This window comes from Streptomyces sp. NPDC004610 (genome assembly GCF_040609715.1).
In the GTDB taxonomy this organism is placed as follows: domain Bacteria; phylum Actinomycetota; class Actinomycetes; order Streptomycetales; family Streptomycetaceae; genus Streptomyces.
This window is the reverse complement of record NZ_JBEXLA010000015.1, coordinates 169,459-191,928: the sequence shown is the minus strand read 5'-3', so window position 1 is coordinate 191,928 and position 22,470 is coordinate 169,459. Positions and strand designations below refer to the sequence as shown.

The window sequence follows — 22,470 nt, the reverse complement described above, 5'->3', positions numbered from 1 at the left end:
CCCCCTCCCCCCTACAGCGCCGCCGGGCGTTCCACGGAGTGACCCGGACGCCCCCTCCCCCTACAGCGCCGCCGGTCGCTCCTCGTCCCCGTCGGCCAGCTGCCGTTCCAGGCTGCGGGTCAGATGCTCGGTCATGGCCTCGGCGGCCCGCTCGGCGTTGCGGCGCAGCACCGCCCGGACGATCCGCTCGTGCTCGGCGACGGTGGGGCCCTCGGCGCCGATGACCTGGCTGAACCGGAAGATGTGCAGATGGGCGTGGAGGCGCTGGACGGCGTCGGCGAGCAGCGGCCGGTGCGCGGCCTGGCCGATGGCGTCGTGGAAGCGCTGGTCCAGGGCGGCGAAGTCGCGGTAGGAGGCGTAGCGGCCGGCGGCGCTGGGGCGGGACTGCATCTCCTCCACGATCCGCTCGATGGCGTCGAGCTGGGCCTCGGTGGCGTGGGTGGCGGCGAGGGCGGCGGCGCGCGGCTCCAGCAGCAGCCGCATCTCGAAGAGTTCCGCCAGGCCCTGGCGGGTGAGCAGTTCGGTGGCCCGGTAGCCGGACAGGGCCCGTTTGACGACCAGTCCGTCCGCCTCCAGCCGGGCGAGGGCCTCGCGCACGGGGGTCGGGGAGACCTTGAGGGTGCGGGCGAGGGCGTCGATGCCGACCCTGGCGCCGGGGGCGATCTCATGGTCCATGACCATCGCCTTGATGCTCTCGTACACACTGTCCGACAGCGCCTGGCGGCCCCGGGGGAGGCCGCTCGCGCCAGAGGTCCCGGCCGCGGAGGGAGTGTGCGGCGGCATCCCGGCTCCTCCTGGCTCGACGTTCCCGTGTCGCCCCAGTTTACCCAGGTGGGGGGCGCCGAGGGGCGGGCGGCGGGGGCCGGGAGGGCGTCGGCGGGCCCGCCCGGGGTGGGCCGCGCCCCGGCGCGCACCCCGGCCCGCGGCCGGTGGCGTACGCCCCGGTCGGCCGCCCGTACCCCGATCTCACGCTATCGGGTGCGTTTAGTGTGCTTGTCGCATGTTCCAGGGATATGCCGGGCAAGGACCGGTCTGCCGAGACGGATCTCTGAAGCAGACCATCTCTGAAGTCTGAGGCAGACCATCTCTCAAGGGGGAAACCATGCCTGTCCTGTGCCGCCCCGCGGTAGCCGTGCCCGAATACACGATCACCCATGAACAGACCCTGGGCCTGGCCCGCTCGCTGTACGCCGGGCACGAACAACTGCCGCTCGCGCTACGGCTGATCGGCAACACGGGGGTACGCAAACGCCATATCGTCCAGCCGCTGGACCGAACCCTCAGGCATCCGGGGCTGGAGGCACGCAACGACACCTATGAGGCCGAGGCCAAGGCGCGGGTGCCCGATGTGGTGGAGCGGGCGCTGAAGCACGCCGGGCTCGGCCCCCGGGACATCGATGTGATCATCTATGTGTCCTGCACGGGCTTCATGATGCCCTCGCTGACCGCCTGGATGATCAACGCGCTGGGCTTCCGCTACGACTGCCGGCAGATCCCCATCGCCCAGCTCGGCTGCGCGGCGGGGGGCGCCGCCATCAACCGGGCGCACGACTTCTGCATGGCCCACCCGGGCTCCAACGCCCTCATCGTGGCCTGCGAGTTCTGCTCGCTCTGCTACCAGCCGACCGATCTGACGGTCGGCAACATGCTGTCCAACGGGCTGTTCGGGGACGCGGTGGCCGCGGCGGTGGTGCGCGGGATGGGGGGCACCGGGATCGAGCTGGAGGCGAACGGCTCCTATCTGGTGCCGGACAGCGAGGACTGGATCGCCTACCGGGTGCGGCCGACGGGCTTCCACTTCATGCTCGACCGGCGGGTGCCCGGCACCATGGAGCAGCTGGCCCCGGCGCTGACTTCGCTGGCCGCCCAGTACCGGCGGGACGCCAGCGCGCAGAGCTTCTATCTGATCCACGCGGGCGGACCGCGCATCCTGGACGATCTGAGCCACTATCTCGCCGTGCCGCCGGAGATGTTCCGCTTCAGCCGGGCCACGCTCGCCGAGTACGGGAACATCGCCAGCGCGGTGGTGCTGGACGCGCTGCGCCGGCTGTTCGAGGAGGGCGGCTGCGCGCCGGGGGAGCTGGGGATGATCGCCGGGTTCGGGCCCGGCATCACCGCCGAGATCACCCTCGGCCGCTGGACCACCGACAGCACCGAACCGGCGGCCGAGCAGGGCGCCGGTGCGGGGGTGCGCACCGATCCGGCCGCTGAGGCCCCGCGCCCGGCGAGCAACGGCGCCACCCCTGCGGTGCGGGTGCCCACGCCGACCCCGGCGCCCGCGCCCGGCCCGGCGGCGGTGTCCACGGAGGGCCCGGTATGACGACGGCCGCGGCCGTCCGGCCCGGGACCGGGTCCGGCGCGCGGTGACGGGCGGCGCGTCCGCCGGGCCGCTGATCCTGCCGCCCGGCCGGGGGCGGACCGTGGCGGTCGCCGCCCAGCGGGTCACCTTCAAGGTGACCGGCGAGCACTCCCGGGCGGCCTCCACCTTCGAGGTCGTCGTCCCGCCCGGCTTCGATGTGGGCGCCCACACCCATACGCACAGCGAGGAGTTGTTCTACGTCATCGAGGGCGAGTTGGAGGTGCTGGCCTTCGAGCCGCTGGTGAGGACCCCGGACCACTGGCGGGAGTGGGAGTCCGCCGCCGGGGAGCGGGCGGTGCGGGCGGGCCCCGGCACCCTGCTGTTCGTCCCGCCCGGATGCCCGCACGCCTTCGCCAACACCGGCCCCGAACCGGCCCGGGTGCTCTTCCAGGCCGCCCCGCCCCCGGCGCACGAGCGGTACTTCGAGGAACTGCTCGACATCCTCGCCGCCCAAGGAGAGATCGATCACTCCGCCATCGCCGCCCTGCGGCTGCGCTACGACGTCCAGCAGCTCACCCCGCTGCGCTACGACCCGCCCGCCACCCCGGCGGACCGGCCCTAGGGGGTGCCTCCCGCTCCCGTGCCGTGCCCGCTCCCCCGGGCGCGGCACGGGTGAGACGTCATGTACGGGCGGTGTCCGAGCGGCTAGGGTGACCGACGCAGCTGGTTCGCCCCGTCCGCCAGGCGGGAGCGTCGCAAGAGGGAACCCGGTGGGAATCCGGGACTGCCCCGCAGCGGTGAGTGGGAACGACCGCCGTCATACGCACTGGGTCCGGGAGAACGGGCCTGGGAAGCGACGGCCAGTAGGGGTCCTGATCTCGTCAGGACGCGCCCGCGAGTCCGAAGACCTGCCAGCCGCCCATGCGCGAACCACTCGTGCGCGGACATTCCGGTGACCTTCGCGGGCGGGTCGGCGTACAGAGTCAGGCGGACGACCGTGCCCCGCAGCGCACGGGCCGGGCCGCCCGGTTCCGTCACCCTTCGCGCCCCCGTCCCGTCGCCGGGATCTCAGGGATTCATCTCGCGAAGGAGATCTCCGTGACCACCAAGCCCGCAGCCGCGGCAGCACGGGCCACCGTGTACGGCTACCCCCGCCAGGGTCAGCACCGGGAACTGAAGAAGGCCGTCGAGGGCTACTGGAAGGGCCGCGTCAGCGCCGACGCCCTGAGGGCCGCCTCCGCCGAACTCCGCCGGAGCAACTGGCGCCGGCTCGCCGACGCCGGGGTCCACGAGGTCCCCACCGGCGACTTCTCCCACTACGACCACGTCCTCGACACCACCGTCATGGTCGGCGCGATCCCCGCCCGCCACCGGGCCGCCGTCGCGGCGGACCCCCTGGACGGCTACTTCGCGATGGCGCGCGGCACGCAGGACGTGGCGCCGCTGGAGATGACGAAGTGGTTCGACACCAACTACCACTACCTGGTCCCCGAGCTGGGCCCGGACACGGTCTTCTCCGCCGACCCCGGCAAGCAGGTGGGCGAGCTGAAGGAGGCCCTCGCCCTGGGCCTCACCGCCCGCCCGGTGCTGGTCGGCCCGGTCACCTACCTCCTCCTCGCCAAGCCCGCGCCCGGTGTGGCCGCCGATTTCGACCCCCTGACCCTGCTGGACCGGCTCCTGCCGGTGTACGCCGAGATCCTCGCCGATCTGCGGGCCGCCGGCGCCGACTGGGTGCAGCTGGACGAACCCGCCCTGGTCCAGGACCGCACCCCGGCCGACCTCAACGCCGCCGCCCGCGCCTACCGCGACCTCGGCGCCCTCACCGACCGCCCGAAGCTCCTCGTCGCCTCCTACTTCGACCGCCTCGGCGACGCCCTGCCCGTCCTGGCCAAGGCCCCCGTCGAGGGCCTGGCGCTGGACTTCACGGAGTCCGCCGCCGCCAATCTGGACGCCCTCGCGGCGGTCGGCGGACTGCCCGGCAAGCGCCTGGTCGCCGGGGTCGTCAACGGCCGCAACATCTGGGTCAACGACCTCACCCGCTCCCTCGCCACCCTGGGCACCCTGCTCGGTCTCGCCGACCGGGTGGACGTGGCCGCCTCCTGCTCCCTCCTCCACGTCCCCCTGGACGCCTCCGCCGAGCGGGACATCGCACCGCAGGTCAGGCGCTGGCTGGCGTTCGCCCGGCAGAAGAGCGCGGAGATCGTCACCCTGGCCAGGGGCCTCGCCGAGGGCACCGACGCCATCGCCGCCCAACTCGCCGCCAACCGCGCCGACCTGGCCTCCCGGACCAACTCCCCCCTCACCCACGACCCGGCGGTACGGGCCCGCACCACCGCCGTCACCGACGCCGACGCCCACCGCTCCCTCCCCTACGCCGACCGGACCGCCGCGCAGCGCGCCCGCCTGGGCCTGCCCGTGCTGCCGACCACCACCATCGGCTCCTTCCCGCAGACCACCGCCCTGCGCACCGCCCGCGCGGACCTGCGCACCGGCCGTATCGGCACGGACGCCTACGAGGACCGCATCGAGGCCGAGATCCGGGACGTCATCTCCTTCCAGGAGAAGGCGGGCCTGGACGTCCTGGTGCACGGCGAGCCCGAACGCAACGACATGGTCCAGTACTTCGCCGAACAGCTCACCGGCTACCTCGCCACCCAGCACGGCTGGGTCCAGTCCTACGGCACCCGGTACGTCCGCCCGCCGATCCTGGCCGGGGACATCTCCCGCCCCGCGCCCATGACCGTCCGCTGGACGGCCTACGCCCAGTCCCTCACCGACCGGCCGGTCAAGGGCATGCTCACCGGCCCGGTCACCATGCTGGCCTGGTCCTTCGTCCGCGACGACCAGCCCCTCGGCGACACCGCCCGCCAGGTCGCCCTGGCCCTGCGCGACGAGGTGGCCGACCTGGAGGCGGCGGGCACGTCCGTCATCCAGGTCGACGAGCCCGCGCTGCGCGAGACCCTGCCGCTCCGCGCGGCCGACCGCCCCGCCTATCTGACCTGGGCGACGGAGGCGTTCCGCCTGACCACGGCCGGGGTCCGCCCGGACACCCAGATCCACACCCATATGTGCTACGCCGAGTTCGGCGACATCGTCCAGGCCATCGACGACCTCGACGCCGATGTCATCTCCCTCGAAGCCGCCCGCTCCCATATGCAGGTGGCCCGCGAACTCGCCGCGCACGGCTACCCCCGGGAGGCCGGCCCCGGCGTCTACGACATCCACTCCCCCCGCGTCCCCAGCCCCGAGGAGGCGGCGGACCTCCTGCGCACCGGCCTGAAGGCCATCCCCGCCGAACGCCTCTGGGTCAACCCGGACTGCGGCCTGAAGACCCGGGGCTGGCCGGAAACCCAGGCGGCCCTGGAGAACCTGGTCACGGCGACCCGAACCCTCCGGGAGGAACTGGCCTGACGGGCCCCGCGGGGGCGCGGGTCGGGGGTTGCGACGGAGGGCCGGAGGCGAGCCCGGGGAACGCTCCAAGGGGCGCTGGGGGTGCCCCCTCTGGGGGAGGAACTGCGCGACCGGCCCTCACCGACCCGCACCCGCTCCCCTGGGGAGGCGCAGGCCACCCCTGACCCCTCACAGCCCCACATCCCGCGCCCGGATGTCGTCCAGCGACTCCCGCCGGACCAGCAACCGCGCCCGCCCACCCTCCACCGCGACCACCGGTGGACGGCCGACCAGGTTGTACCCGGACGCCATGGACAGGTGATACGCCCCCGCGACCGGGACGGCGAGGAGATCGCCGGGGCGGATGTCCCCGGGGAGTTCGACGTCCGCGGCGAGGACATCACCCGCCTCGCAGTGCCGCCCCACCACCGTGACCGGCACCGGCGCGGCCCCAGCCCGGCCGATCAGCCGGGGCGCGTACCGCACCCCGTACAGGGCCGGGCGGGGGTTGTCGCTCATGCCGCCGTCGACGGCGACGTAGGTGTGCGAGCCGGTGTGCTTGACGGCGAGGACGTGGTAGAGCGCGATACCGGCGGGGCCCGCGATGGCCCGGCCCGGTTCGATGATCAGCCGGGGTACGGGCAGACCGGCGGCCGTGCACGCCCCGGTGAGTTCGGCGCGCACCCGGCGGGCGAGGGCGGTGAGGTCGAGGGCGGGCTCGCCGGGGCGGTAGGCGATGCCGTGGCCGCCGCCGAGATCGAGTTCGGGCAGGGTGATCCCGTGCTGGCGGTGGAGGCGGGCCATCAGCCCGACGAGCCTGCGCACGGCGGCGAGATAGGGCTTGACGCTGGTGATCTGGGAGCCCAGATGGCAGTGGAGCCCGGTCAGTTCCAGTTGCGGCTGGTCCAGGATGCGGGCGATGGCGTGCTGGGCGTAGCCGTCGGAGATCGACAGCCCGAACTTCTGGTCCTCGGTGCCGGTGCGGATCTTCTCGTGACCGCCCGCCGAGATCCCGGGCACCACCCGGACCATGACCTTCTGATGCCCGTCGGGCCCGACGGCGGCGGCGAGCCGGGCGATCTCGGAGGGGCTGTCGATGACGATCCGGCCGACGCCGAGGCGCAGCGCGCTCTCCAGGTCGCGCGGGGTCTTGGCGTTGCCGTGCAGCACGATCCGCTCGGCGGGGAAGCCGGTGGTGACGGCGAGTTCCAGTTCCCCGGCGGAGCAGACATCGAGGCCGAGGCCCTCCTCCGCGACCCAGTGGGCCATGGCCCGGCACAGGAACGCCTTGGCGGCGTAGAGGATCTCGGTGTCCGGGAAGGCGTGGGTGTAGGTGCGGCAGCGGTCGCGGACCTCGGTCTCGTCCAGGACGTAGACGGGGGTGCCGAATCGGTCGGCGATCCCGGCCAGCCCGACTCCGCCGACGGCGACCTCGCCGGGCCGGGGCTCGGTGGTGGCGGCGGGCCAGACGGAACGGGCGGCCGGGCCGGGGGCGGTGCCGGGGGGCAGAGCGGTGGGGTCGTGGAGGGTGGTCATGGCGCGGCGGGCCTCCTCGGGGGTGCCGGGCGGATCGGAGGGCGGGGAAGGAGCGGGGGCGGGGCCCTGGGGCACCTCAGTCGATCCAGAGGGCGAGTGCGGAGACGAGGGCGGCGGCGCCGGTGAGCCGCAGGGCGGCGCGCGGTCCGGCGGTGCGGGCGGCGGCGGCCGGGCGGGGCTCCGGATTCGGGGCGGGGGCGGGGGCGGAGAGCTGGGGGTCGACGGTGAGGGTCGTGACGCCCAGCGGCGCGGTGAGGGCGCGCAGGGCGGGTTCGGCGAGCCGGATCCACGGCTGCCCGGCGCCCAGGGTGGCGGTCAGCCGCCGTTCGGAGGTGAAGGCGACGGCGGTGCGCTCGCCCAGCGGGGTGCGGAAGAACCGGGCCGCGCACCCGGACGGTCCCGGCCGGACCGGAACGTACAGCGGTCCGGCCGGGAACCGTTCGGAGGGCTCGGGGTCGTCGCCGCACAGGATGTCTGCCATGGGTGCCTCCTGGAGGCCGAACTCGGGTGGGACGAGGCGTCATGCGCCCCGAACGCGGGGAGGCGATCGGGGCGCATGGATGACGCTATGCCCGCCATCTTCGGGAACGGGGCTCCCCTGACGGGACGCTGACGGCCGGGGGCGGGACGTATACGGATCACTGACGCGGACGGCGTCGGCCGCTCCCGCCCCGTGCATTCCGCTTATGGCCCGGGGCACCGGGGAGCGCGCGGTACGAGCGAGTGGGTAGCGGGCCCCTCACCGGGGCACCCCGACTCGTCGTGCCGCCCTCTGACCAGCCACGACCCCACTATGCACCCCGTCTATAGCGCCTATGTATAGTCCCGGCATGCCCTCTGCGACCAAGAAGACGCACAGACCGGGGAACAGGTTCCGTAAAGCGGCCACCCGGGCCACGGCCCTCGCCCTCGCGCTCACCCTTGCGGGCTGCGCCAAGGTGGACACCAGCGCGCCCAGCGGGGTCCGCGCCGACGCCACGGCCACCGCGCCCGACCGCTTCGGCCCCGTCGACTGCCGCACCGCCAAGTGCGTCGCGCTGACCTTCGACGCCGGACCGAGCGAGCACTCCACGAAGCTGCTCGACATCCTCAAGGAGAAGCAGGTCCCGGCGACCTTCTTCCTCCTCGGCAAGCGCCATATCGACACCTATCCGGAGCTGGTGCGGCGGATGGCCGACGAGGGCCACGAGGTCGCCAGCCACACCTGGACCCACCGCATCCTGACCCGGCTGGAGCCGGACCAGATACGCGAGGAACTGACCCGCACCAACGACGAGATCGAGCGCCTCACCGGCCGCGCCCCGACCCTGATGCGCCCCCCGCAGGGCCGCACCAACGAGACCGTGCACCGCATCTGCGCGGAGCTGGGCCTGTCGGAGGTGCTGTGGACGGTCACCGCGAAGGACTACCAGACCACCGACTCCGCCCTCATCCAGCAGCGGGTCCTCGCCCAGACCGAGCGGGACGGCATCATCCTTCTGCACGACATCTACGACGGCACCGTCCCCGCCGTGCCCGGCATCATCGACGCCCTGAAGGAACGCGGCTACGTCTTTGTGACCGTCCCGCAGCTCCTCGCCCCGGGCGAGGCCGTCCCCGGAAAGGTCTACCGCTAGCCGTCACCGGGAGGGCGCGCACCCGGCACGGCGGAGCCCGGCCCCGCCCGGCTCCTAGGATGCGACCGTGATCACGTTCCAGCTCGAACGCACGGCACCGCTCTCCCTCGCCGAGACCTGGCACCGGCTCACCGACTGGCCCCGGCACGGAGCCGCCGTCCCGCTCACCCGGGTCTCGGTGCGCACCGGGCCGCCCACCCGGGAGGGCACGGTTGTCGTGGCCCGCAGCGGCATCGGTCCGTTCCGCTTCGACGACCCTATGGAGATCACCCGCTGGCAGCCGCCCGACCCCGACTCGGACACGCCGGGCCACTGCCGCCTGGACAAGCGCGGCCGGGTGGTGCGCGGCTGGGCCGAGATCGAGGTCCGCCCCGGCCCCGGTGGACGGACCCGGGTCATCTGGCGCGAACACCTCGGCGTCCGCTTCCTGCCGGGCCTCTTCGACCCCCTCCTGGAACGGACGGCCCGCGCGGTCTTCGGCCGGGCGGTCAACCGGCTGCTCAGGATGGCCTGACCCACCTCGGGACCGCCACTGGACGCCGGTGGGGCGAGCGCGGATGCACGACGGCTGACCGGCGGGTCAGACGGCGGCACCGGTAGGGGCCGGGGTGTCGTGGTGGATGGGCGTGTGGGCGCCGGTGAGGGAGACGCCGGAGCCGCCCCGGCGGGCGGCGACGATCTCGGCGGCGATGGACAGCGCGGTCTCCTCGGGCGTACGGGCGCCGAGGTCCAGGCCGATCGGGGAGCGCAGCCGGGCGAGTTCCCGCTCGGTGACGCCGACCGACCGCAGCCGCTCGGCGCGGTCCAGGTGGGTGCGGCGGGAGCCCATCGCGCCGACATAGGCGACGGGCAGGCGCAGCGCCAGCCGCAGCAGGGGGATGTCGAACTTGGCGTCATGGGTGAGGACGCACAGCACGGTCCTGCCGTCGACCTCGGTCGACTCCAGATAGCGGTGCGGCCAGTCGACGGCGATCTCGTCGGCCTCGGGGAAGCGGGCCCGGGTGGCGAACACCGGGCGGGCGTCGCACACGGTGACCCGGTAGCCGAGGAAGCGGCCGATCCGGACGAGAGCGGACGCGAAGTCGATCGCGCCGAAGACGATCATCCGGGGCGGTGGCACCGCGGTCTCGACGAGCAGGGTCAGCGGGGTGCCGCAGCGCGAGCCGTGCGCGCCGATCTCCAGGGTGCCGGTGCGGCCGGAGTCGAGGAAGGCGCGGGCCTCGGCGGCGGCGGTGCGGTCGAGGTCGGGGTGGACGCCGAAGCCGCCGTCGACGGCGGGGTCGGTGCCAGTGTCCGCGTCCGGGCGGACCCCGTCCGGGTGGACTCCGAAGCCGCCGTCGACAGCGGTGTCGGTATCGGTGCCCCTGTCCGGACGGACCCCGCGGACCAGCAGGGCCCGGCCCAGCAGATGCGCCGGGCCGGAGACGATCCGGGCCAGGGCCACCGCCCCGCCCGCCACCGCGGCGCGGAGCGCTGCCGCCAGCACCGGCCGGGCAGGGTCGGCCGCCCGGACCGGCACCACCAGCACCTCGATGACACCGCCGCAGGTCAGCCCCACGGCGAAGGCGTCGTCGTCGCTGTACCCGAAGCGCTCCAGGACCGGCTGCCCGTCCTGGAGCGCCTGTCGGCACAGCTCGTAGACCGCGCCCTCCACACAGCCGCCGGAGACCGAGCCGATCGCGGTGCCGTCGCCGTCCACCGCGAGGGCGGCGCCGGGGCGGCGCGGGGCGCTGCCGCTGACGGCCACCACGGTGGCGACGGCGAAGTCACGGCCCTGCGCGGCCCATCGGTCGAGTTCCTCGGCGATGTCCAGCATGTCGTTCGGTCTCCTTCCGCGCGGGGGCCCGGTTCAGCGGACGCCGAGCCAGCTCTCGATCGGGCTGAGGGCGAAGAAGACCACGAAGATCACGGTCAGCGCCCACATGAACGCCCCGATCTCCCGCGCCTTGCCCTGAGCGATCCTGATGGCGACGTACGAGACGACACCGGCCGCCACACCCGCGGTGATCGAGTAGGTGAACGGCATCACGACCACGGTCAGGAAGACGGGGACGGCCGTCGCCCGGTCGGACCAGTCCACGTGCCGGGCGTTCATCATCATCATGGCGCCGATCACCACCAGCGCGGCGGCGGCCACCTCGCCGGGGACGATCGCGGTCAGCGGGGTGAAGAAGAGACAGGCGGCGAAGAACAGCCCGGTGACGACGGAGGAGAGCCCGGTGCGGGCGCCTTCGCCGACGCCGGTAGCGGACTCCACGAACACGGTCTGGCCGGACGCCCCGGACACCCCGCCGATCGCGCCGCCCGCCCCGTCGATGAACAGGGCCTTCGACAGTCCCGGCATCCGGCCGTCCCGGTCGGCGAGCTTGGCCTCGGTGCCGACGCCGATGATCGTCGCCATGGCGTCGAAGAACCCGGCCAGCACCAGGGTGAACACGATCATGCCGACGGTCATCGCGCCGACCTCGCCCCAGCCGCCGAACTCGACCTGCCCGAAGAGCGAGAAGTCCGGCATGGACACCGCGCCGCCGTGCAGTTCGGGGGCGCCGCTCGCCCACTGCTCCGGGTCGACGACACCGAGGGCGTTGAGGAGGACGGCGAGCAGGGTGCCGCCGATGATGCCGATCAGGATGGCGCCGGGCACGCCCCGGGCCTGGAGCATGAAGACGGCGAGCAGGGTGACGGCGAACAGCAGCACCGGCCAGCCGGCGAGTTCGCCGTCCGGGCCGAGGACGACCGGGGTGGACTCGCCGCCGTGCACGAATCCGGCCTTCACGAAGCCGATCAGGGCGATGAACAGACCGATGCCCATGGTGATGGCGTGCTTCAGGGCCAGCGGGATCGCGTTCATGATCATCTCGCGTAGGCCGGTGACCACCAGCAGCATGATGACCACGCCGTACATCACACACATCGCCATCGCCTGACCCCAGGTCAGCTGCGGGGCCACCTGGGAGGCGAGGACGCCGGAGACGGAGAGTCCGGCGGCCAGCGCGAGGGGCACCTTGCCGACGAAGCCCATGAGGAGGGTGGTGAGGGCGGCGGCGAAGGCGGTGGCGGTGATCAGCGCCCGCTGGCCGAGGGTCCCTCCGGCGGCGTCCGGGCCGGACAGGATCAGGGGGTTGAGCAGCAGGATGTACGCCATCGCCATGAAGGTGGTGACGCCGCCGCGGATCTCGCGGGCGAGGGTGGAGCCCCGGTCGGATATGTGGAAGTACCGGTCGAGCCAGGAGCGTCCCGCCGGGACGCGGGTTCCCGCGCCGGCGCCTTCGGGGATGCTCTTCGGCTCCAGGGACTGCTGGGTCATATGGGCCTGCTCCCAAGGTTCACAGGGACACCCGCGCCCACACCTGCGGCGGACGACGGGTTTTGGGAAGTGCCCGACCCGGGGGACGGCCCGAGACGAGATCACTGCGGTGGACTTGAGCGGCGCGGACAGGTGGACGGCGGTCGCGCTGCCCGGCACCGGGTGCCCGTCGGGGAACGGGCTTCCCGGCACCACCTGGGACCGGCTTACGTGCCGGTCTCCGTCAGATGCTCCGGCCGCACCGGCGTCCGGTTCAGTTCCAGGCCCGTCGCCGCGCGGATCGCCGCGAGGACCGCCGGGGTGGAGGACAGGGTGGGGGCCTCGCCCACGCCGCGCAGGCCGTAGGGGGCGTGGTCGTCGGCGAGTTCGAGGACGTCCACCGGGATGGTGGGGGTGTCGAGGATCGTGGGGATCAAGTAGTCCGTGAAGGACGGGTTTCGGACCTTCGCCGTCTTCGGGTCGACGACGATCTCCTCCATCACCGCCACCCCCAGCCCCTGTGTCGTGCCGCCCTGGATCTGGCCGATCACGGACAGCGGGTTGAGGGCCTTGCCGACATCCTGGGCGCAGGCCAGTTCGACCACCTTGACCAGACCGAGTTCGGTGTCGACCTCCACCACCGCGCGATGGGCGGCGAAGGAGTACTGGACATGGCCGTTGCCCTGGCCGGTGCGCGGGTCGAAGGGTTCGGTGGGGCGGTGCCGCCACTCCTCCTCGACCTCCACCGCGTCCTCGCCGAGGACGTCCACCAGGTTCGCCAGCACCTCCCCGCCGTCGGTGACGACCTTGCCGCCCTCCAGGAGGAGTTCCGCGGTGGCCCAGGCGGGATGGTAGGAGCCGAAGCGGCGGCGGCCGAGGTCGAGGACCCGCTCCCGGACCCGTTCGCAGGCGTTCTTGACGGCACCCCCGGTGACATACGTCTGCCGGGAGGCGGACGTGGAACCGGCGCTGCCGACCCGGGTGTCCGCCGGCTGGATCGTCACCTGGGTGACGCCCAGCTCGGTGCGGGCGATCTGGGCGTGGACGGTGACTCCGCCCTGGCCGACCTCCGCCATCGCGGTGTGCACGGTCGCCACCGGCTCCCCGGCGATCACCTCCATCCGGACCCGGGCCGTGGAGTAGTCGTCGAAGCCCTCGGAGAAGCCGACGTTCTTGATGCCGACCGCGTAGCCGACGCCCCGGACCACGCCCTCGCCGTGGGTGGTGTTGGAGAGGCCGCCGGGGAGCTGGCGTACGTCGGGGCCCTCGCTGGACTCCCACTGGCGTTCGGGGGGCAGCGGCATGGCCTGGACGCGGCGCAGGAGTTCGGCGACCGGGGCCGGGGAGTCGACGCGCTGGCCGGTCGGCAGCAGCGCGCCCTGCTCCATGGCGTTGCGACGGCGAAGCTCCACCGGGTCGAGGCCCAGCTCGGCGGCGAGCTTGTCCATCTGGGCCTCGTACGCGAAGCACGCCTGGACCGCGCCGAAGCCGCGCATGGCGCCGCAGGGCGGGTTGTTGGTGTAGAGGGCGATGGCCTCGATGTCGACGTCGTCCACCACATAGGGGCCGATGCCCAGGGAGGAGGCGTTGCCGACGACCGCCGGGGAGGCGGAGGCGTAGGCCCCGCCGTCCAGGACGATCCGGCACTTGACGTGGGTCAGCTTGCCGTCGCGGGTGGCGCCGTGCTCGTAGGTGAGACGGGCGGGGTGGCGGTGGACATGGCCGAAGAACGACTCGAAGCGGTTGTAGACGATCTTCACGGGTTTGCCGGTGCGCAGGGCGAGGAGGCAGGCGTGGATCTGCATGGAGAGGTCCTCGCGCCCGCCGAAGGCGCCGCCGACGCCGGACAGGGTCATCCGGACCTTGTCCTCGGGCAGCCCGAGGACGGGCGCGATCTGCCGCAGATCGGAGTGCAGCCACTGGGTGGCGACGTACAGGTCGACGCCGCCGTCCTCGGCGGGGACCGCGAGTCCGGACTCCGGGCCCAGGAACGCCTGGTCCTGCATGCCGAAGACATACTCGCCCCGGACGACGACCTCGGCCCGCTCGGCGGCCTTCGCCGCGTCACCGCGCACGATGGGCTGGCGGTGGACGATGTTGGGGTGCGGGACATGGCCCAGGTGGTCGTCGTCGCGGTCGGCGTGGACCAGGATCGCGTCGGGGGCGGTCGCGGACGCCTCGTCGGTGATGACGGGGAGTTCGCGGTAGTCGACGCGGATCTTGGCGGCGGCGCGGCGGGCGGTCTCCGGGTGGTCGGCGGCGACGATCGCGACGGGCTCGCCGTGGTGGCGGACCTTGCCGTGGGCGAGGACCGGGGTGTCCTGGATCTCCAGCCCGTAGTGCTTCACGGCGGTGGGCAGATCGTCGTGGGTGAGGACGGCGTACACGCCCGGGGTGGCGAGGGCCTCGGCGGTGTCGATGGCGAGGATCTCGGCGTGGGCGACGGTGGAGCGCAGGATCTGGCCCCAGAGCATGTCCTCGTGCCACATGTCGGAGGAGTAGGCGAACTCCCCGGTGACCTTGAGGGTGCCGTCCGGGCGCAGGGTGGACTCGCCGATGCCGCCTCGGGTCCTGCTCGGGGAGCCCTGGGTGACCTCGGTGGGGGCGCCGACGGGGGCGGTCGTGTCGCTCATCTCAGGGGGCCTCCGTCTGCTGCCGGGCCGCCGCGAGCCGGACGGCGTCCATGATCTTCTCGTAGCCCGTGCAGCGGCACAGATTGCCGGAGAGGGCCTCGCGGATGTCGGCGTCGCTCGGGGTGGGGTTGCGCTCCAGCATCTCGTCGGCGGCGACCAGCAGTCCGGGGGTGCAGAAGCCGCACTGGACGGCCCCGGCGTCGAGGAACGCCTGCTGGATCGGGGCGAGCGGGGCGCCCTCGCCGGTCCGCGAGTCGGCGCCTTGGGCCGACCACCGCCGGGCCTCGTCGATCGCGGTGGAGCGGTGGCGGGCGTGGTCGGCGAGGCCCTCCACGGTGACGACCTCGCGGCCCTCGGCCTGTCCGGCGGCGACCAGGCAGGAGCAGACCGGCACGCCGTCCAGCCGGACCGTGCAGGAGCCGCACTCGCCCTGCTCGCAGGCGTTCTTGGAACCCGGCAGCCCGAGCCGCTCGCGCAGCACGTACAGCAGCGACTCGCCCTCCCAGACGTCGTCGGCCTGCTGCGGGCGCCCGTTGACGGTGAAGTGGACGCGCATCTACGCAGCTCCCTCGGTGGTGCGGCGGGCGCCGCGGTACGACTCCCAGGTCCAGGTCAGGGTGCGGCGGGCCATCACCGAGACCGCGTGCCGGCGGTAGCTCGCGGTGCCGCGGACATCGTCGATCGGATTGCAGGCGGCGGCGCACAGCCCGGCGAACTCCTTGGCGACGGACGGGGTGACGATCTTCCCGCTGTCCCAGAAGCCGCCCTCCTCCAGCGCCGCGTTGAGGAAGTCCTCCGCCACCCCGGCCCGGATCGGGGTGGGCGCGGCGGAGCCGATGCCGGTGCGCACGGTTCGGGTCGCGGGGTGCAGGGCGAGGCCGAAGGCGCAGACGGCGATCACCATGGCGTTGCGGGTGCCGACCTTGGAGTACTGCTGGGGCCCGTCCGCCTTCCGCACATGGACGGCGCGGATCAGCTCGTCGGGCGCGAGGGCGTTGCGCTTGACGCCGGTGTAGAAGGCGTCGATGGGGATGAGCCGGGCGCCGCGTACGGAGGCGGCCTCCACCTCGGCCCCGGCGGCGAGCAGCGCCGGGTGGGCGTCACCGGCCGGGGAGGCGGTGCCGAGGTTGCCGCCGACGCCGCCCCGGTTGCGGATCTGCGGGGAGGCGACGGTGTGCGAGGCGAGGGCGAGACCGGGCAGCTCGGCCCGCAGCTCCGCCATGATCCGGGTGTAGGGCACGGAGGCGCCGAGCCGCACGCTCTCCTCCCCGACCTCCCACTCGTAGAGATCTCCGATGCGGGTGAGGTCCATCAGATACTCGGGCCTGCGGTGGTCGAAGTTGATCTCGACCATCACATCGGTGCCGCCCGCAATCGGTACAGCGGTGGGGTGCGCGGCCTTCGCGGCGAGCGCCTCCTCCCAGCTGGCGGGGCGAAGGAAGTCCATGACCGGCTCTCTTCTTCGTCTCGTGGGTCGTACGACTCGTACGTAATGAGCCAGATCGGGTGCGGCGGGCCGGCTCGTCGAGGTGCTGTTCACGCGGAGTGGGGTCAGTACACAGCGTGGTGCCCCACCGGGGTCAGTCACCGAAACCATGAAGGAGTTGGCTGGCCAGCGCGGCCATCTTGTAGATTCATATGAAGGGAGGTCATCGGTAACCCCGCTGTTCTCCGGTGGTAACGCGGGGCACGGCCGCGCGCCCACGGTCCTATCGATGATCGTACTTTTCGAGACAGGGAACGGCGGCGACGACATGCGGCTGCGCGCACTGCTGGACACCGACGCGCTGGGCCTCAGGCTGCTCGGCGGCGAGGAGGAGCTGGACCGGGCGGTGCGCGGGGTGATGACCACGGATCTGCGCGACCCCAGCCGTTATCTCAGCGGCGGTGAGCTGGTCCTCACCGGGCTGGCCTGGCGCCGGGACGCGGCGGACTCCGAGCCGTTCGTCCGGCTGCTGGCGCAGGCCCAGGTGGCGGCGCTGGCCGCCGGTGAGGCGGAGCTGGGCGATGTGCCGGACGACCTGGTGGTGGCCTGCGCCCGGCACCGGCTGCCGCTGTTCGCGGTCCATGAGTCGGTGGCCTTCGCGACGATCACCGAGCATGTCGTCCGGCAGGTGTCGGGCGAGCGGGCCGGGGACCTGGCGGCGGTGGTGGACCGGCACCGGCGGCTGATGACCTCCGGCCCGGCGGGCGGCGGCCCCGAAGTGGTCCTGGACCTGCTGGGCTCCGACCTGGACCTGAGGGCATGGGTCCTGTCCCCGGCGGGACGGCTGATCGCGGGGCCCAAGGAGGGCGACGGGGCGGGCGGGAGCGGCGCCTCCGGCGGCTCCGGCAGCTCCGGCAGCTCCGGCAGCTCCGGCAGCTCCGGCGGGAGCCTCTCCGTCGAGGTGTGTGCCCGGCTCGCGGCGGAGCAGCTCGCCGCCGCCCGTACCGGCCGCCGCGGCCCGCACCGCGCGCAGATCGGTACGGCGACGTACTCCCTCTTCCCCATCCGCAGCAGCGGGCGTTCCCCGCAGGGCGCGCGGGATGTGCGCGAGCATGTGCTCTCGGACTGGCTGCTGGCCGTCGAGGCGGACGCCGGGGACTGGCCCGGGGAGCGGCTCGACCTGGTGCACGGCGTCACCCAGCTGATCGCCGTCGAACGCGACCGCCGTGACGCGGCCCGTACGGTACGGCGGCGGCTGGCGCAGGAGGTGCTGGAGCTGGTGCAGTCCGGCGCGGCGCCCGCCGAGATCGCCGCCCGGCTGCGGGTCGCGGCGCCGGTGCTGCTGCCGGGCCTGGGCGCGGCCCCGCACTGGCAGGTGGTGGTGGCCCGGGTGGAGTGGGAGGGCTGGGAGGGCGCGGGCGCCGACACCGGCCCGGTGGCCCAGTCGCTGCTGGAGGAGATCCTCGTCGACCCGCTGGCGACCGGTCCCGAGCCGTCCGACCGGATCGCGGTCGCCCACACCGGGGACGAGGCGGTCGCGCTGGTGCCGCTCCCGGCGGTCTCCGCCGAGCACGACGGTTCGGAGACCGGCATCCTCGCCGAGACCCTGCTCGCCTCGGTCCGGGACCCGCTGACCGCCGGGCTGGAGGAGGACGGCCGGGTCACCCTCGGCGTCAGCGCCGCCGTGCACTCGGCGGAGGGGCTGCGCGGGGCCCTGGAGGAGGCCCGGCACGCCCGCCGGGTCGCCGCCGCCCGGCCCGGCCGGGTCTGCGCGGCGGGCCACCAGGAACTGGCGTCGCACGTCCTGCTGCTGCCCTTCGTCCCCGACGACGTCCGCCGCGCCTTCACCGCCCGGCTGCTCGACCCGCTGCGCGAGTACGACCGCCGGCACCGGGCCGAGCTGATCCCGACCCTGGAGGCGTTCCTCGACTGCGACGGCTCCTGGACGCGCTGCGCCGCCCGGCTGCATCTGCACGTCAACACCCTGCGCTACCGGGTGGGCCGGATCGAGCAGCTGACGTCCCGCGACCTGTCCCGGCTGGAGGACAAGCTCGACTTCTTCCTGGCCCTGCGCATGAGTTGACCCCCTCGGACCCCCTCGGACCCCCTCTCCGCCCGGACTCCGGGACCGATCCCGGGTGGATCCGAGCGAAACCCCGGGCGGCCGGAAGTCCCACGACTTTGTGAAATCCTTCACCCACCCCCTTGGCCCGGTGGTGTCACAGGTGCTGGAATGCGCCCACCACCAAAGCTCGACGGCGCGCTCGGGGAGGGCAATGTGGCGCATACCGCCATGTCTGGTTCCGGAACGACCGCAGACGACGATCCGCTCCAGACGGCGGTGTGGCGCTTGCGCTCACGGGCCTGCTGGACGGACGCCGCGGAACTGCTCCGGCCGGACACCCCGGCCGCCTCTGTCCAGCGGGCATCGCTGCTGGTGGAGCGGTGTCTCTACACCGAACAGGGCTGGTCCGAGGCGGAGGACGCGCTGCGCACCGCGGAGGCGCTCGCGCACAGCGACGAGGAGCGGGGCGCCGCCGCTTGTGAACGCGGGTACTTGGCCTACGCGTCGACGGTGCTCGCGGTGCGGGACCGGGCCGACGAGGCGCGGGCCGCGCTCGGCCGGGCGGCGGCGCTGATCCCGCCGGACGCGGCGGGGCGGGCGCTGCTGGACTTCCGGCGCGGGCTCGTCGCCGAGAATCTGTCCCGCTCGCCGCAGGCCGCGCGGGCGGCGTACCGGCGGGCCCACGGGGGCGCGTCCGCGCGGTCGGACGCGCTGCTGCTGTCGTTCACCTGGCGGCATCTGGCCGGGCTGGCCCTGCGGGACGGGGAACTGGCGGAGGCGCGGCACGGGTTCGCGGAGTCGCTGCGGATCCGGGAGGAGCTGGGGTATCTGGTCGGGACCGCGCCGGCGCTGGCATCGCTGGCGGACACGGAGACCGAGCCGGAGGCGTCCCGGCTGCGGGAGGAGGCCCGGCGGTTGTTCCGGTTGCTGGGGGGTGTGCCGACCTGGTTGGCGGCGAGGCTCGCGCCTCCGGCGGCTTCGGCGTGAGCACACACCTCGGCGCCCACCCATACTCCGCTAAAACGTCCTGAAATGTTCCGTGATGAGTAAATTGACGGAGTCCAGGTCGCCGGCGATCAGTGCGTCCAGGAGGGAGGTGTGGTGGGAGGCGTCGGCCATGAGGTCGGTGCGGGCGCGGGGGAGGTGGGGGCCGGGGCGGGGGGCCTGGGTGCGGCGGTGGAGGTCCTCCGCTATGTTCACCAGCTGTTCATTGCCGGCCAGGCCCAGCATCGCGCCGTGGAAGGCGCGGTCCGCCTCGGCGTAGGAGGCGGCGCAGCCGGTGGCCGCGGCGCGGATCGTGGCCTCGGCGGCGGGGCGCAGGTCGGCCCAGGCGTCGGCGGGGACGGTGTGCGCCAGCCGCATCAGCACCGGCACCTCGATCAGGGCGCGGACCTCGCCGAGTTCGGCCAGTTCCCGCGCGTCGCGCTGGACCACCCGGAAGCCCCGGTTGGGGACGACCTCGACGGCGCCCTCCTGGGCGAGCCGCTGCATCGCCTCGCGCACCGGGGTGGCCGAGACGCCGAACCGGTCCCCGAGGGCCGGGGCCGAGTACACCTCGCCGGGAAGCAGCTCACCGGCGAGCAGGGCGGTGCGCAGCGCGTCGAGGATCTGGCCGCGCACGGAGGAGCGCTGGACGACCGGGCGGGGGCGCGGGATGGGTGTCTCGCTGTGGGTGTGCTCACCACGGGCGGAGCCGGAGGCGGTCCCCCGCTCGCGTACGGTGTCGTCCTCGGCCCGTGCCTGCTGGGGCACCCGGACCGCCGGTGCGGCGGCGGGACCCGGCGGTGTTCCGGCCCCGGCGATGCCCTGCACACCCTGCTTCACGGGTCCTCCTCCGGGCTTGTCAGTGCTTGGGGTCATTACGGCGGGTTGTTACTCGTCCGTCAAGCACCTTAGGCCCAGAACCGGGCAGTTCAAATTTCGAACAAGAACGGTAAGGTAAGGCTTACCTGTAGTCGCTCGGGAATCGGTGGTCAGGCATGCCCCTCCCCTCGTCGCCCGTCGCGGAGTCGTTCGCCCGTCTCGCCGAGGTCTACCCCTGGCTCACGATCGATGAGCTGACCGGTGCCGACCCGACCCCCGAGGGCGAGGGCTGGGTCACCGCCGCCGCGCTCGCCGAGGGCGAGGCCGCGCTGGACACCTTCCTCGCCTGGGACGACGCCCAGATCCGCCGGGACTACGGGGAGCCCGGCCGCCCGGACGTGGTCGCCAGCTTCGGACTGCACCGGTACGCCTGGACCGCCTGTCTGCTGATCACCGTGCCCTGGTTCGTGCACCGCCGGGTGCCCCGCTTCCCCGTGACGCACGTCTCCTACGACCGGGACCGCGACCGGATGGCCGTCCGCCCCGGCGCGTTCGCCTGTCTGCCCGGCGATCCGGCCGCCGCGCTGCCCGGGGCCCGGGTGGTCGCCGACGAGGAGGCGCTGCGCGACGAGGTGCGCGAGGCGGTGGCCGAGCACCTTGAACCGGTGTTCGGGGCGTTCGGGCCCCGGATGCGGCGGCGCGGCCGGGCGCTGTGGGGCATGGCGACGGACGAGGTCGTGGAGGGGCTGTCGTACATCGCGGAGCTGCTCGGCGAGGGCGAGAAGGACCGGGCCACGCGCGAGCTGGAGCTGCTGCTGCCGGGCACGGTCAAGCCGTACGCCGGGTCGGCCGCCTTCCGGACGCTCGTCGGGCCGGGCGGCGAGGAGCTGCCCACCCGGGACCGGGTGACCTGCTGCATGTACTACACCCTGCGCCCGGACGACCTGTGCGCCACCTGCCCGCGCGCCTGCGACGCCGAACGGGTCGTCAAACTGATGGCCCAGGCCGCTGGTTGAGCCGTCGGTCGAGCCGTCTTTCGGGCCCACCCCGGTGCGCGAGAGGTGCCCGGGGGCGCTAGGATCTTGCCCGAACGGGACCCCGGTATGGTTTCGGGATTTTCACAGCTTCCTCACGAGTCACGGGAAGTTCCCCTGGAACCACCCGCACGGGTAGTCTTATTCGAACTCAACTCCCGCCCCTCAAGCGGCAGTTCGAGCAGAACGCCGTCCTGGGCTACCCTCTTGCATTCCTTGGCGGCCTCTTGCCCCGAAACCCCCTGAGGGCCGCTGGGTTTGGGCCACTATGGCGGGCGTTACGCCCTATCCCAATGCGAGGGACCCCCAGAATGAGACTGACCGACATATCGCTGAACTGGCTGCTACCCGGCGTCATACTGCTCCTGGGCATGCTGGCGGCGGTGGCGGTGATGGCGCGCGGCAAGCGGGCCACGGGGAAGGACGCGAAGGCGGACGACTCGTGGGAGCGCAACGAGGAACGGCGCAGGCGCAAGGAAGCCATATACGGCACCGTCTCCTACATCATGCTGTTCTGCTGTGCCGCGGTGGCCGCCGCGCTCTCCTTCCAGGGCCTGGTCGGCTTCGGTGAGCAGAACCTCGGACTGAGCGGCGGCTGGCAGTACCTGGTGCCGTTCGGGCTGGACGGCGCGGCGATGTTCTGCTCCGTCCTCGCGGTCCGCGAGGCCAGCCACGGCGACGCCGCCCTCGGTTCCCGGATACTCGTGTGGACCTTCGCCTTCGCCGCCGCCTGGTTCAACTGGGTGCACGCGCCGAGGGGCGCCGGGCACGCCGGTGCGCCGCACTTCTTCGCGGGTATGTCCCTGTCCGCCGCGGTGCTGTTCGACCGGGCACTGAAGCAGACCCGCCGGGCGGCGCTGCGGGAACAGGGCCTGGTGCCCCGTCCGCTGCCGCAGATCCGTATCGTCCGCTGGCTGCGCGCCCCCCGCGAGACCTACAGGGCGTGGTCGCTGATGCTGCTGGAGAACGTCCGCAGCCTCGACGAGGCCGTCGAGGAGGTCCGCGAGGACAACAAGATCAAGGAGCAGGAGCGGATGCGCCGGCGCGAGGCCGAGCGGCTGGAGCGGGCCCAGCTCAAGGCGATCAGCCGGGGACACCGCGGGATCGTGGGCCGGGGCCACGGACGGCAGGTGGAACTGCCCTCCGGGGAGCAGCAGGGCTCCGATCGAGTCTCCGCGGAGCCTGCCATAGTGCCCCCGGAGCAATTGCCCCCCGTCCCGCAGCGGCCCTCTCTCCAGCCCGTCCGTACCGGCCCTGAGCCGGTCACCGTCGATCTGACCGCGGAGGACGACACCATGGCGCTGCCGCGCCTGGACTCCCTGGAGCGCAAGCTCAAGGATCTGGAGCAGCAGTTCGGCTAGAGCGGGACCGGACCGGGTCCG

The 22,470-nt window shown here is 73.3% G+C and carries 18 protein-coding genes and 1 riboswitch; of the genes, 9 read left to right on the top strand and 9 right to left on the bottom strand.

Annotated features, from left to right (window positions below; translation table 11 throughout):
- Positions 1 to 60 precede the first annotated feature (60 nt).
- Positions 61 to 783: a GntR family transcriptional regulator gene (locus ABZX40_RS19180; RefSeq protein ID WP_355739782.1), complete on the bottom strand. Its 723-nt coding sequence runs from the start codon at positions 781 to 783 to the stop codon at positions 61 to 63.
- A gap of 319 nt (positions 784 to 1,102) precedes the next feature.
- On the opposite strand from ABZX40_RS19180, the gene ABZX40_RS19175 reads away from it, so the two are divergent.
- The 3 genes from ABZX40_RS19175 (at position 1,103) to metE (ending at position 5,710) form a co-directional block, all read left to right on the top strand.
- Positions 1,103 to 2,320, top strand: coding sequence for a type III polyketide synthase (locus ABZX40_RS19175; RefSeq protein ID WP_355739784.1), 1,218 nt, complete (start codon positions 1,103 to 1,105; stop codon positions 2,318 to 2,320).
- A 43-nt stretch (positions 2,321 to 2,363) separates the two neighbouring features.
- Positions 2,364 to 2,921 carry a cupin domain-containing protein gene (locus tag ABZX40_RS19170; protein WP_355739787.1) on the top strand — a complete coding sequence of 186 codons (558 nt, stop codon included), beginning with the start codon at positions 2,364 to 2,366 and terminating at the stop codon, positions 2,919 to 2,921.
- A gap of 85 nt (positions 2,922 to 3,006) precedes the next feature.
- Positions 3,007 to 3,230, top strand: a riboswitch (cobalamin riboswitch).
- 167 nt (positions 3,231 to 3,397) lie between these two features.
- Positions 3,398 to 5,710, top strand: coding sequence for a 5-methyltetrahydropteroyltriglutamate--homocysteine S-methyltransferase (gene metE, locus ABZX40_RS19165; protein ID WP_355739790.1), 2,313 nt, complete (start codon positions 3,398 to 3,400; stop codon positions 5,708 to 5,710).
- Between the two features lie 168 nt (positions 5,711 to 5,878).
- On the opposite strand, the gene lysA is transcribed toward metE, so the two are convergent.
- Positions 5,879 to 7,225: a diaminopimelate decarboxylase gene (gene lysA, locus ABZX40_RS19160; protein ID WP_355739792.1), complete on the bottom strand. Its 1,347-nt coding sequence runs from the start codon at positions 7,223 to 7,225 to the stop codon at positions 5,879 to 5,881.
- A gap of 76 nt (positions 7,226 to 7,301) precedes the next feature.
- Entirely contained in the window at positions 7,302 to 7,706 is a 405-nt protein-coding gene (locus ABZX40_RS19155) for an SAV_915 family protein (RefSeq protein WP_355739795.1), read from the bottom strand.
- A gap of 349 nt (positions 7,707 to 8,055) precedes the next feature.
- Here ABZX40_RS19155 and ABZX40_RS19150 point away from each other — a divergent pair, with 349 nt between their 5' ends.
- On the top strand, positions 8,056 to 8,841 hold the full coding sequence (locus tag ABZX40_RS19150) for a polysaccharide deacetylase family protein (RefSeq protein ID WP_355739797.1): 786 nt from the start codon (positions 8,056 to 8,058) through the stop codon (positions 8,839 to 8,841).
- Positions 8,842 to 8,908: 67 nt separating this feature from the next.
- Complete coding sequence (locus ABZX40_RS19145) at positions 8,909 to 9,355, top strand: SRPBCC family protein (RefSeq protein ID WP_355739800.1); 447 nt, start codon at positions 8,909 to 8,911, stop codon at positions 9,353 to 9,355.
- 66 nt (positions 9,356 to 9,421) lie between these two features.
- Here the strand turns inward: ABZX40_RS19145 and ABZX40_RS19140 are convergent, their stop codons facing one another.
- From ABZX40_RS19140 to ABZX40_RS19120, 5 genes are all read right to left on the bottom strand, one after another.
- Entirely contained in the window at positions 9,422 to 10,657 is a 1,236-nt protein-coding gene (locus ABZX40_RS19140; protein WP_355739801.1) for an XdhC/CoxI family protein, read from the bottom strand.
- Positions 10,658 to 10,690: 33 nt separating this feature from the next.
- Entirely contained in the window at positions 10,691 to 12,148 is a 1,458-nt protein-coding gene (locus ABZX40_RS19135; RefSeq protein ID WP_355739803.1) for an NCS2 family permease, read from the bottom strand.
- A 206-nt stretch (positions 12,149 to 12,354) separates the two neighbouring features.
- Positions 12,355 to 14,760 carry a xanthine dehydrogenase subunit D gene (gene pucD, locus ABZX40_RS19130; protein WP_355739806.1) on the bottom strand — a complete coding sequence of 802 codons (2,406 nt, stop codon included), beginning with the start codon at positions 14,758 to 14,760 and terminating at the stop codon, positions 12,355 to 12,357.
- 1 nt (position 14,761) lies between these two features.
- Positions 14,762 to 15,316: a (2Fe-2S)-binding protein gene (locus ABZX40_RS19125; protein ID WP_355739808.1), complete on the bottom strand. Its 555-nt coding sequence runs from the start codon at positions 15,314 to 15,316 to the stop codon at positions 14,762 to 14,764.
- Positions 15,317 to 16,207: an FAD binding domain-containing protein gene (locus ABZX40_RS19120; RefSeq protein WP_355739810.1), complete on the bottom strand. Its 891-nt coding sequence runs from the start codon at positions 16,205 to 16,207 to the stop codon at positions 15,317 to 15,319.
- 307 nt (positions 16,208 to 16,514) lie between these two features.
- On the opposite strand from ABZX40_RS19120, the gene ABZX40_RS19115 reads away from it, so the two are divergent.
- Both ABZX40_RS19115 and ABZX40_RS19110 read left to right on the top strand, forming a co-directional pair.
- Positions 16,515 to 18,269, top strand: a complete 1,755-nt coding sequence (locus ABZX40_RS19115) for a PucR family transcriptional regulator ligand-binding domain-containing protein (RefSeq protein ID WP_355740088.1) — start codon at positions 16,515 to 16,517, stop codon at positions 18,267 to 18,269.
- Positions 18,270 to 18,419: 150 nt separating this feature from the next.
- Positions 18,420 to 19,238 (top strand): hypothetical protein, encoded by an 819-nt coding sequence (locus ABZX40_RS19110; protein ID WP_355739812.1) that lies wholly within the window; start codon positions 18,420 to 18,422, stop codon positions 19,236 to 19,238.
- Positions 19,239 to 19,268: 30 nt separating this feature from the next.
- On the opposite strand, the gene ABZX40_RS19105 is transcribed toward ABZX40_RS19110, so the two are convergent.
- Positions 19,269 to 20,075, bottom strand: a complete 807-nt coding sequence (locus tag ABZX40_RS19105) for a GntR family transcriptional regulator (RefSeq protein WP_355739815.1) — start codon at positions 20,073 to 20,075, stop codon at positions 19,269 to 19,271.
- 155 nt (positions 20,076 to 20,230) lie between these two features.
- Between ABZX40_RS19105 and ABZX40_RS19100 the strand changes: the two genes are divergently transcribed.
- Both ABZX40_RS19100 and ABZX40_RS19095 read left to right on the top strand, forming a co-directional pair.
- Positions 20,231 to 21,070, top strand: coding sequence for a (2Fe-2S)-binding protein (locus ABZX40_RS19100; RefSeq protein ID WP_355739817.1), 840 nt, complete (start codon positions 20,231 to 20,233; stop codon positions 21,068 to 21,070).
- Between the two features lie 329 nt (positions 21,071 to 21,399).
- Positions 21,400 to 22,449, top strand: coding sequence for a DUF2637 domain-containing protein (locus tag ABZX40_RS19095; protein WP_355739820.1), 1,050 nt, complete (start codon positions 21,400 to 21,402; stop codon positions 22,447 to 22,449).
- The last annotated feature ends 21 nt before the right edge of the window (positions 22,450 to 22,470 follow it).

What these genes read in the sequence shown, in the direction of transcription:
- lysA (WP_355739792.1), bottom strand. Translation starts at nt 7,225, where the DNA reads ATGACCACCCTCCACGACCCCACCGCTCTGCCCCCCGGCACCGCCCCC.
- ABZX40_RS19100 (WP_355739817.1), top strand. Translation starts at nt 20,231, where the DNA reads ATGCCCCTCCCCTCGTCGCCCGTCGCGGAGTCGTTCGCCCGTCTCGCC.
- pucD (WP_355739806.1), bottom strand. Translation starts at nt 14,760, where the DNA reads ATGAGCGACACGACCGCCCCCGTCGGCGCCCCCACCGAGGTCACCCAG.
- ABZX40_RS19095 (WP_355739820.1), top strand. Translation starts at nt 21,400, where the DNA reads ATGAGACTGACCGACATATCGCTGAACTGGCTGCTACCCGGCGTCATA.
- ABZX40_RS19180 (WP_355739782.1), bottom strand. Translation starts at nt 783, where the DNA reads ATGCCGCCGCACACTCCCTCCGCGGCCGGGACCTCTGGCGCGAGCGGC.
- ABZX40_RS19135 (WP_355739803.1), bottom strand. Translation starts at nt 12,148, where the DNA reads ATGACCCAGCAGTCCCTGGAGCCGAAGAGCATCCCCGAAGGCGCCGGC.
- ABZX40_RS19175 (WP_355739784.1), top strand. Translation starts at nt 1,103, where the DNA reads ATGCCTGTCCTGTGCCGCCCCGCGGTAGCCGTGCCCGAATACACGATC.
- ABZX40_RS19115 (WP_355740088.1), top strand. Translation starts at nt 16,515, where the DNA reads ATGCGGCTGCGCGCACTGCTGGACACCGACGCGCTGGGCCTCAGGCTG.
- ABZX40_RS19140 (WP_355739801.1), bottom strand. Translation starts at nt 10,657, where the DNA reads ATGCTGGACATCGCCGAGGAACTCGACCGATGGGCCGCGCAGGGCCGT.
- ABZX40_RS19125 (WP_355739808.1), bottom strand. Translation starts at nt 15,316, where the DNA reads ATGCGCGTCCACTTCACCGTCAACGGGCGCCCGCAGCAGGCCGACGAC.
- ABZX40_RS19120 (WP_355739810.1), bottom strand. Translation starts at nt 16,207, where the DNA reads ATGGACTTCCTTCGCCCCGCCAGCTGGGAGGAGGCGCTCGCCGCGAAG.
- ABZX40_RS19150 (WP_355739797.1), top strand. Translation starts at nt 8,056, where the DNA reads ATGCCCTCTGCGACCAAGAAGACGCACAGACCGGGGAACAGGTTCCGT.
- ABZX40_RS19110 (WP_355739812.1), top strand. Translation starts at nt 18,420, where the DNA reads ATGCGCCCACCACCAAAGCTCGACGGCGCGCTCGGGGAGGGCAATGTG.
- ABZX40_RS19155 (WP_355739795.1), bottom strand. Translation starts at nt 7,706, where the DNA reads ATGGCAGACATCCTGTGCGGCGACGACCCCGAGCCCTCCGAACGGTTC.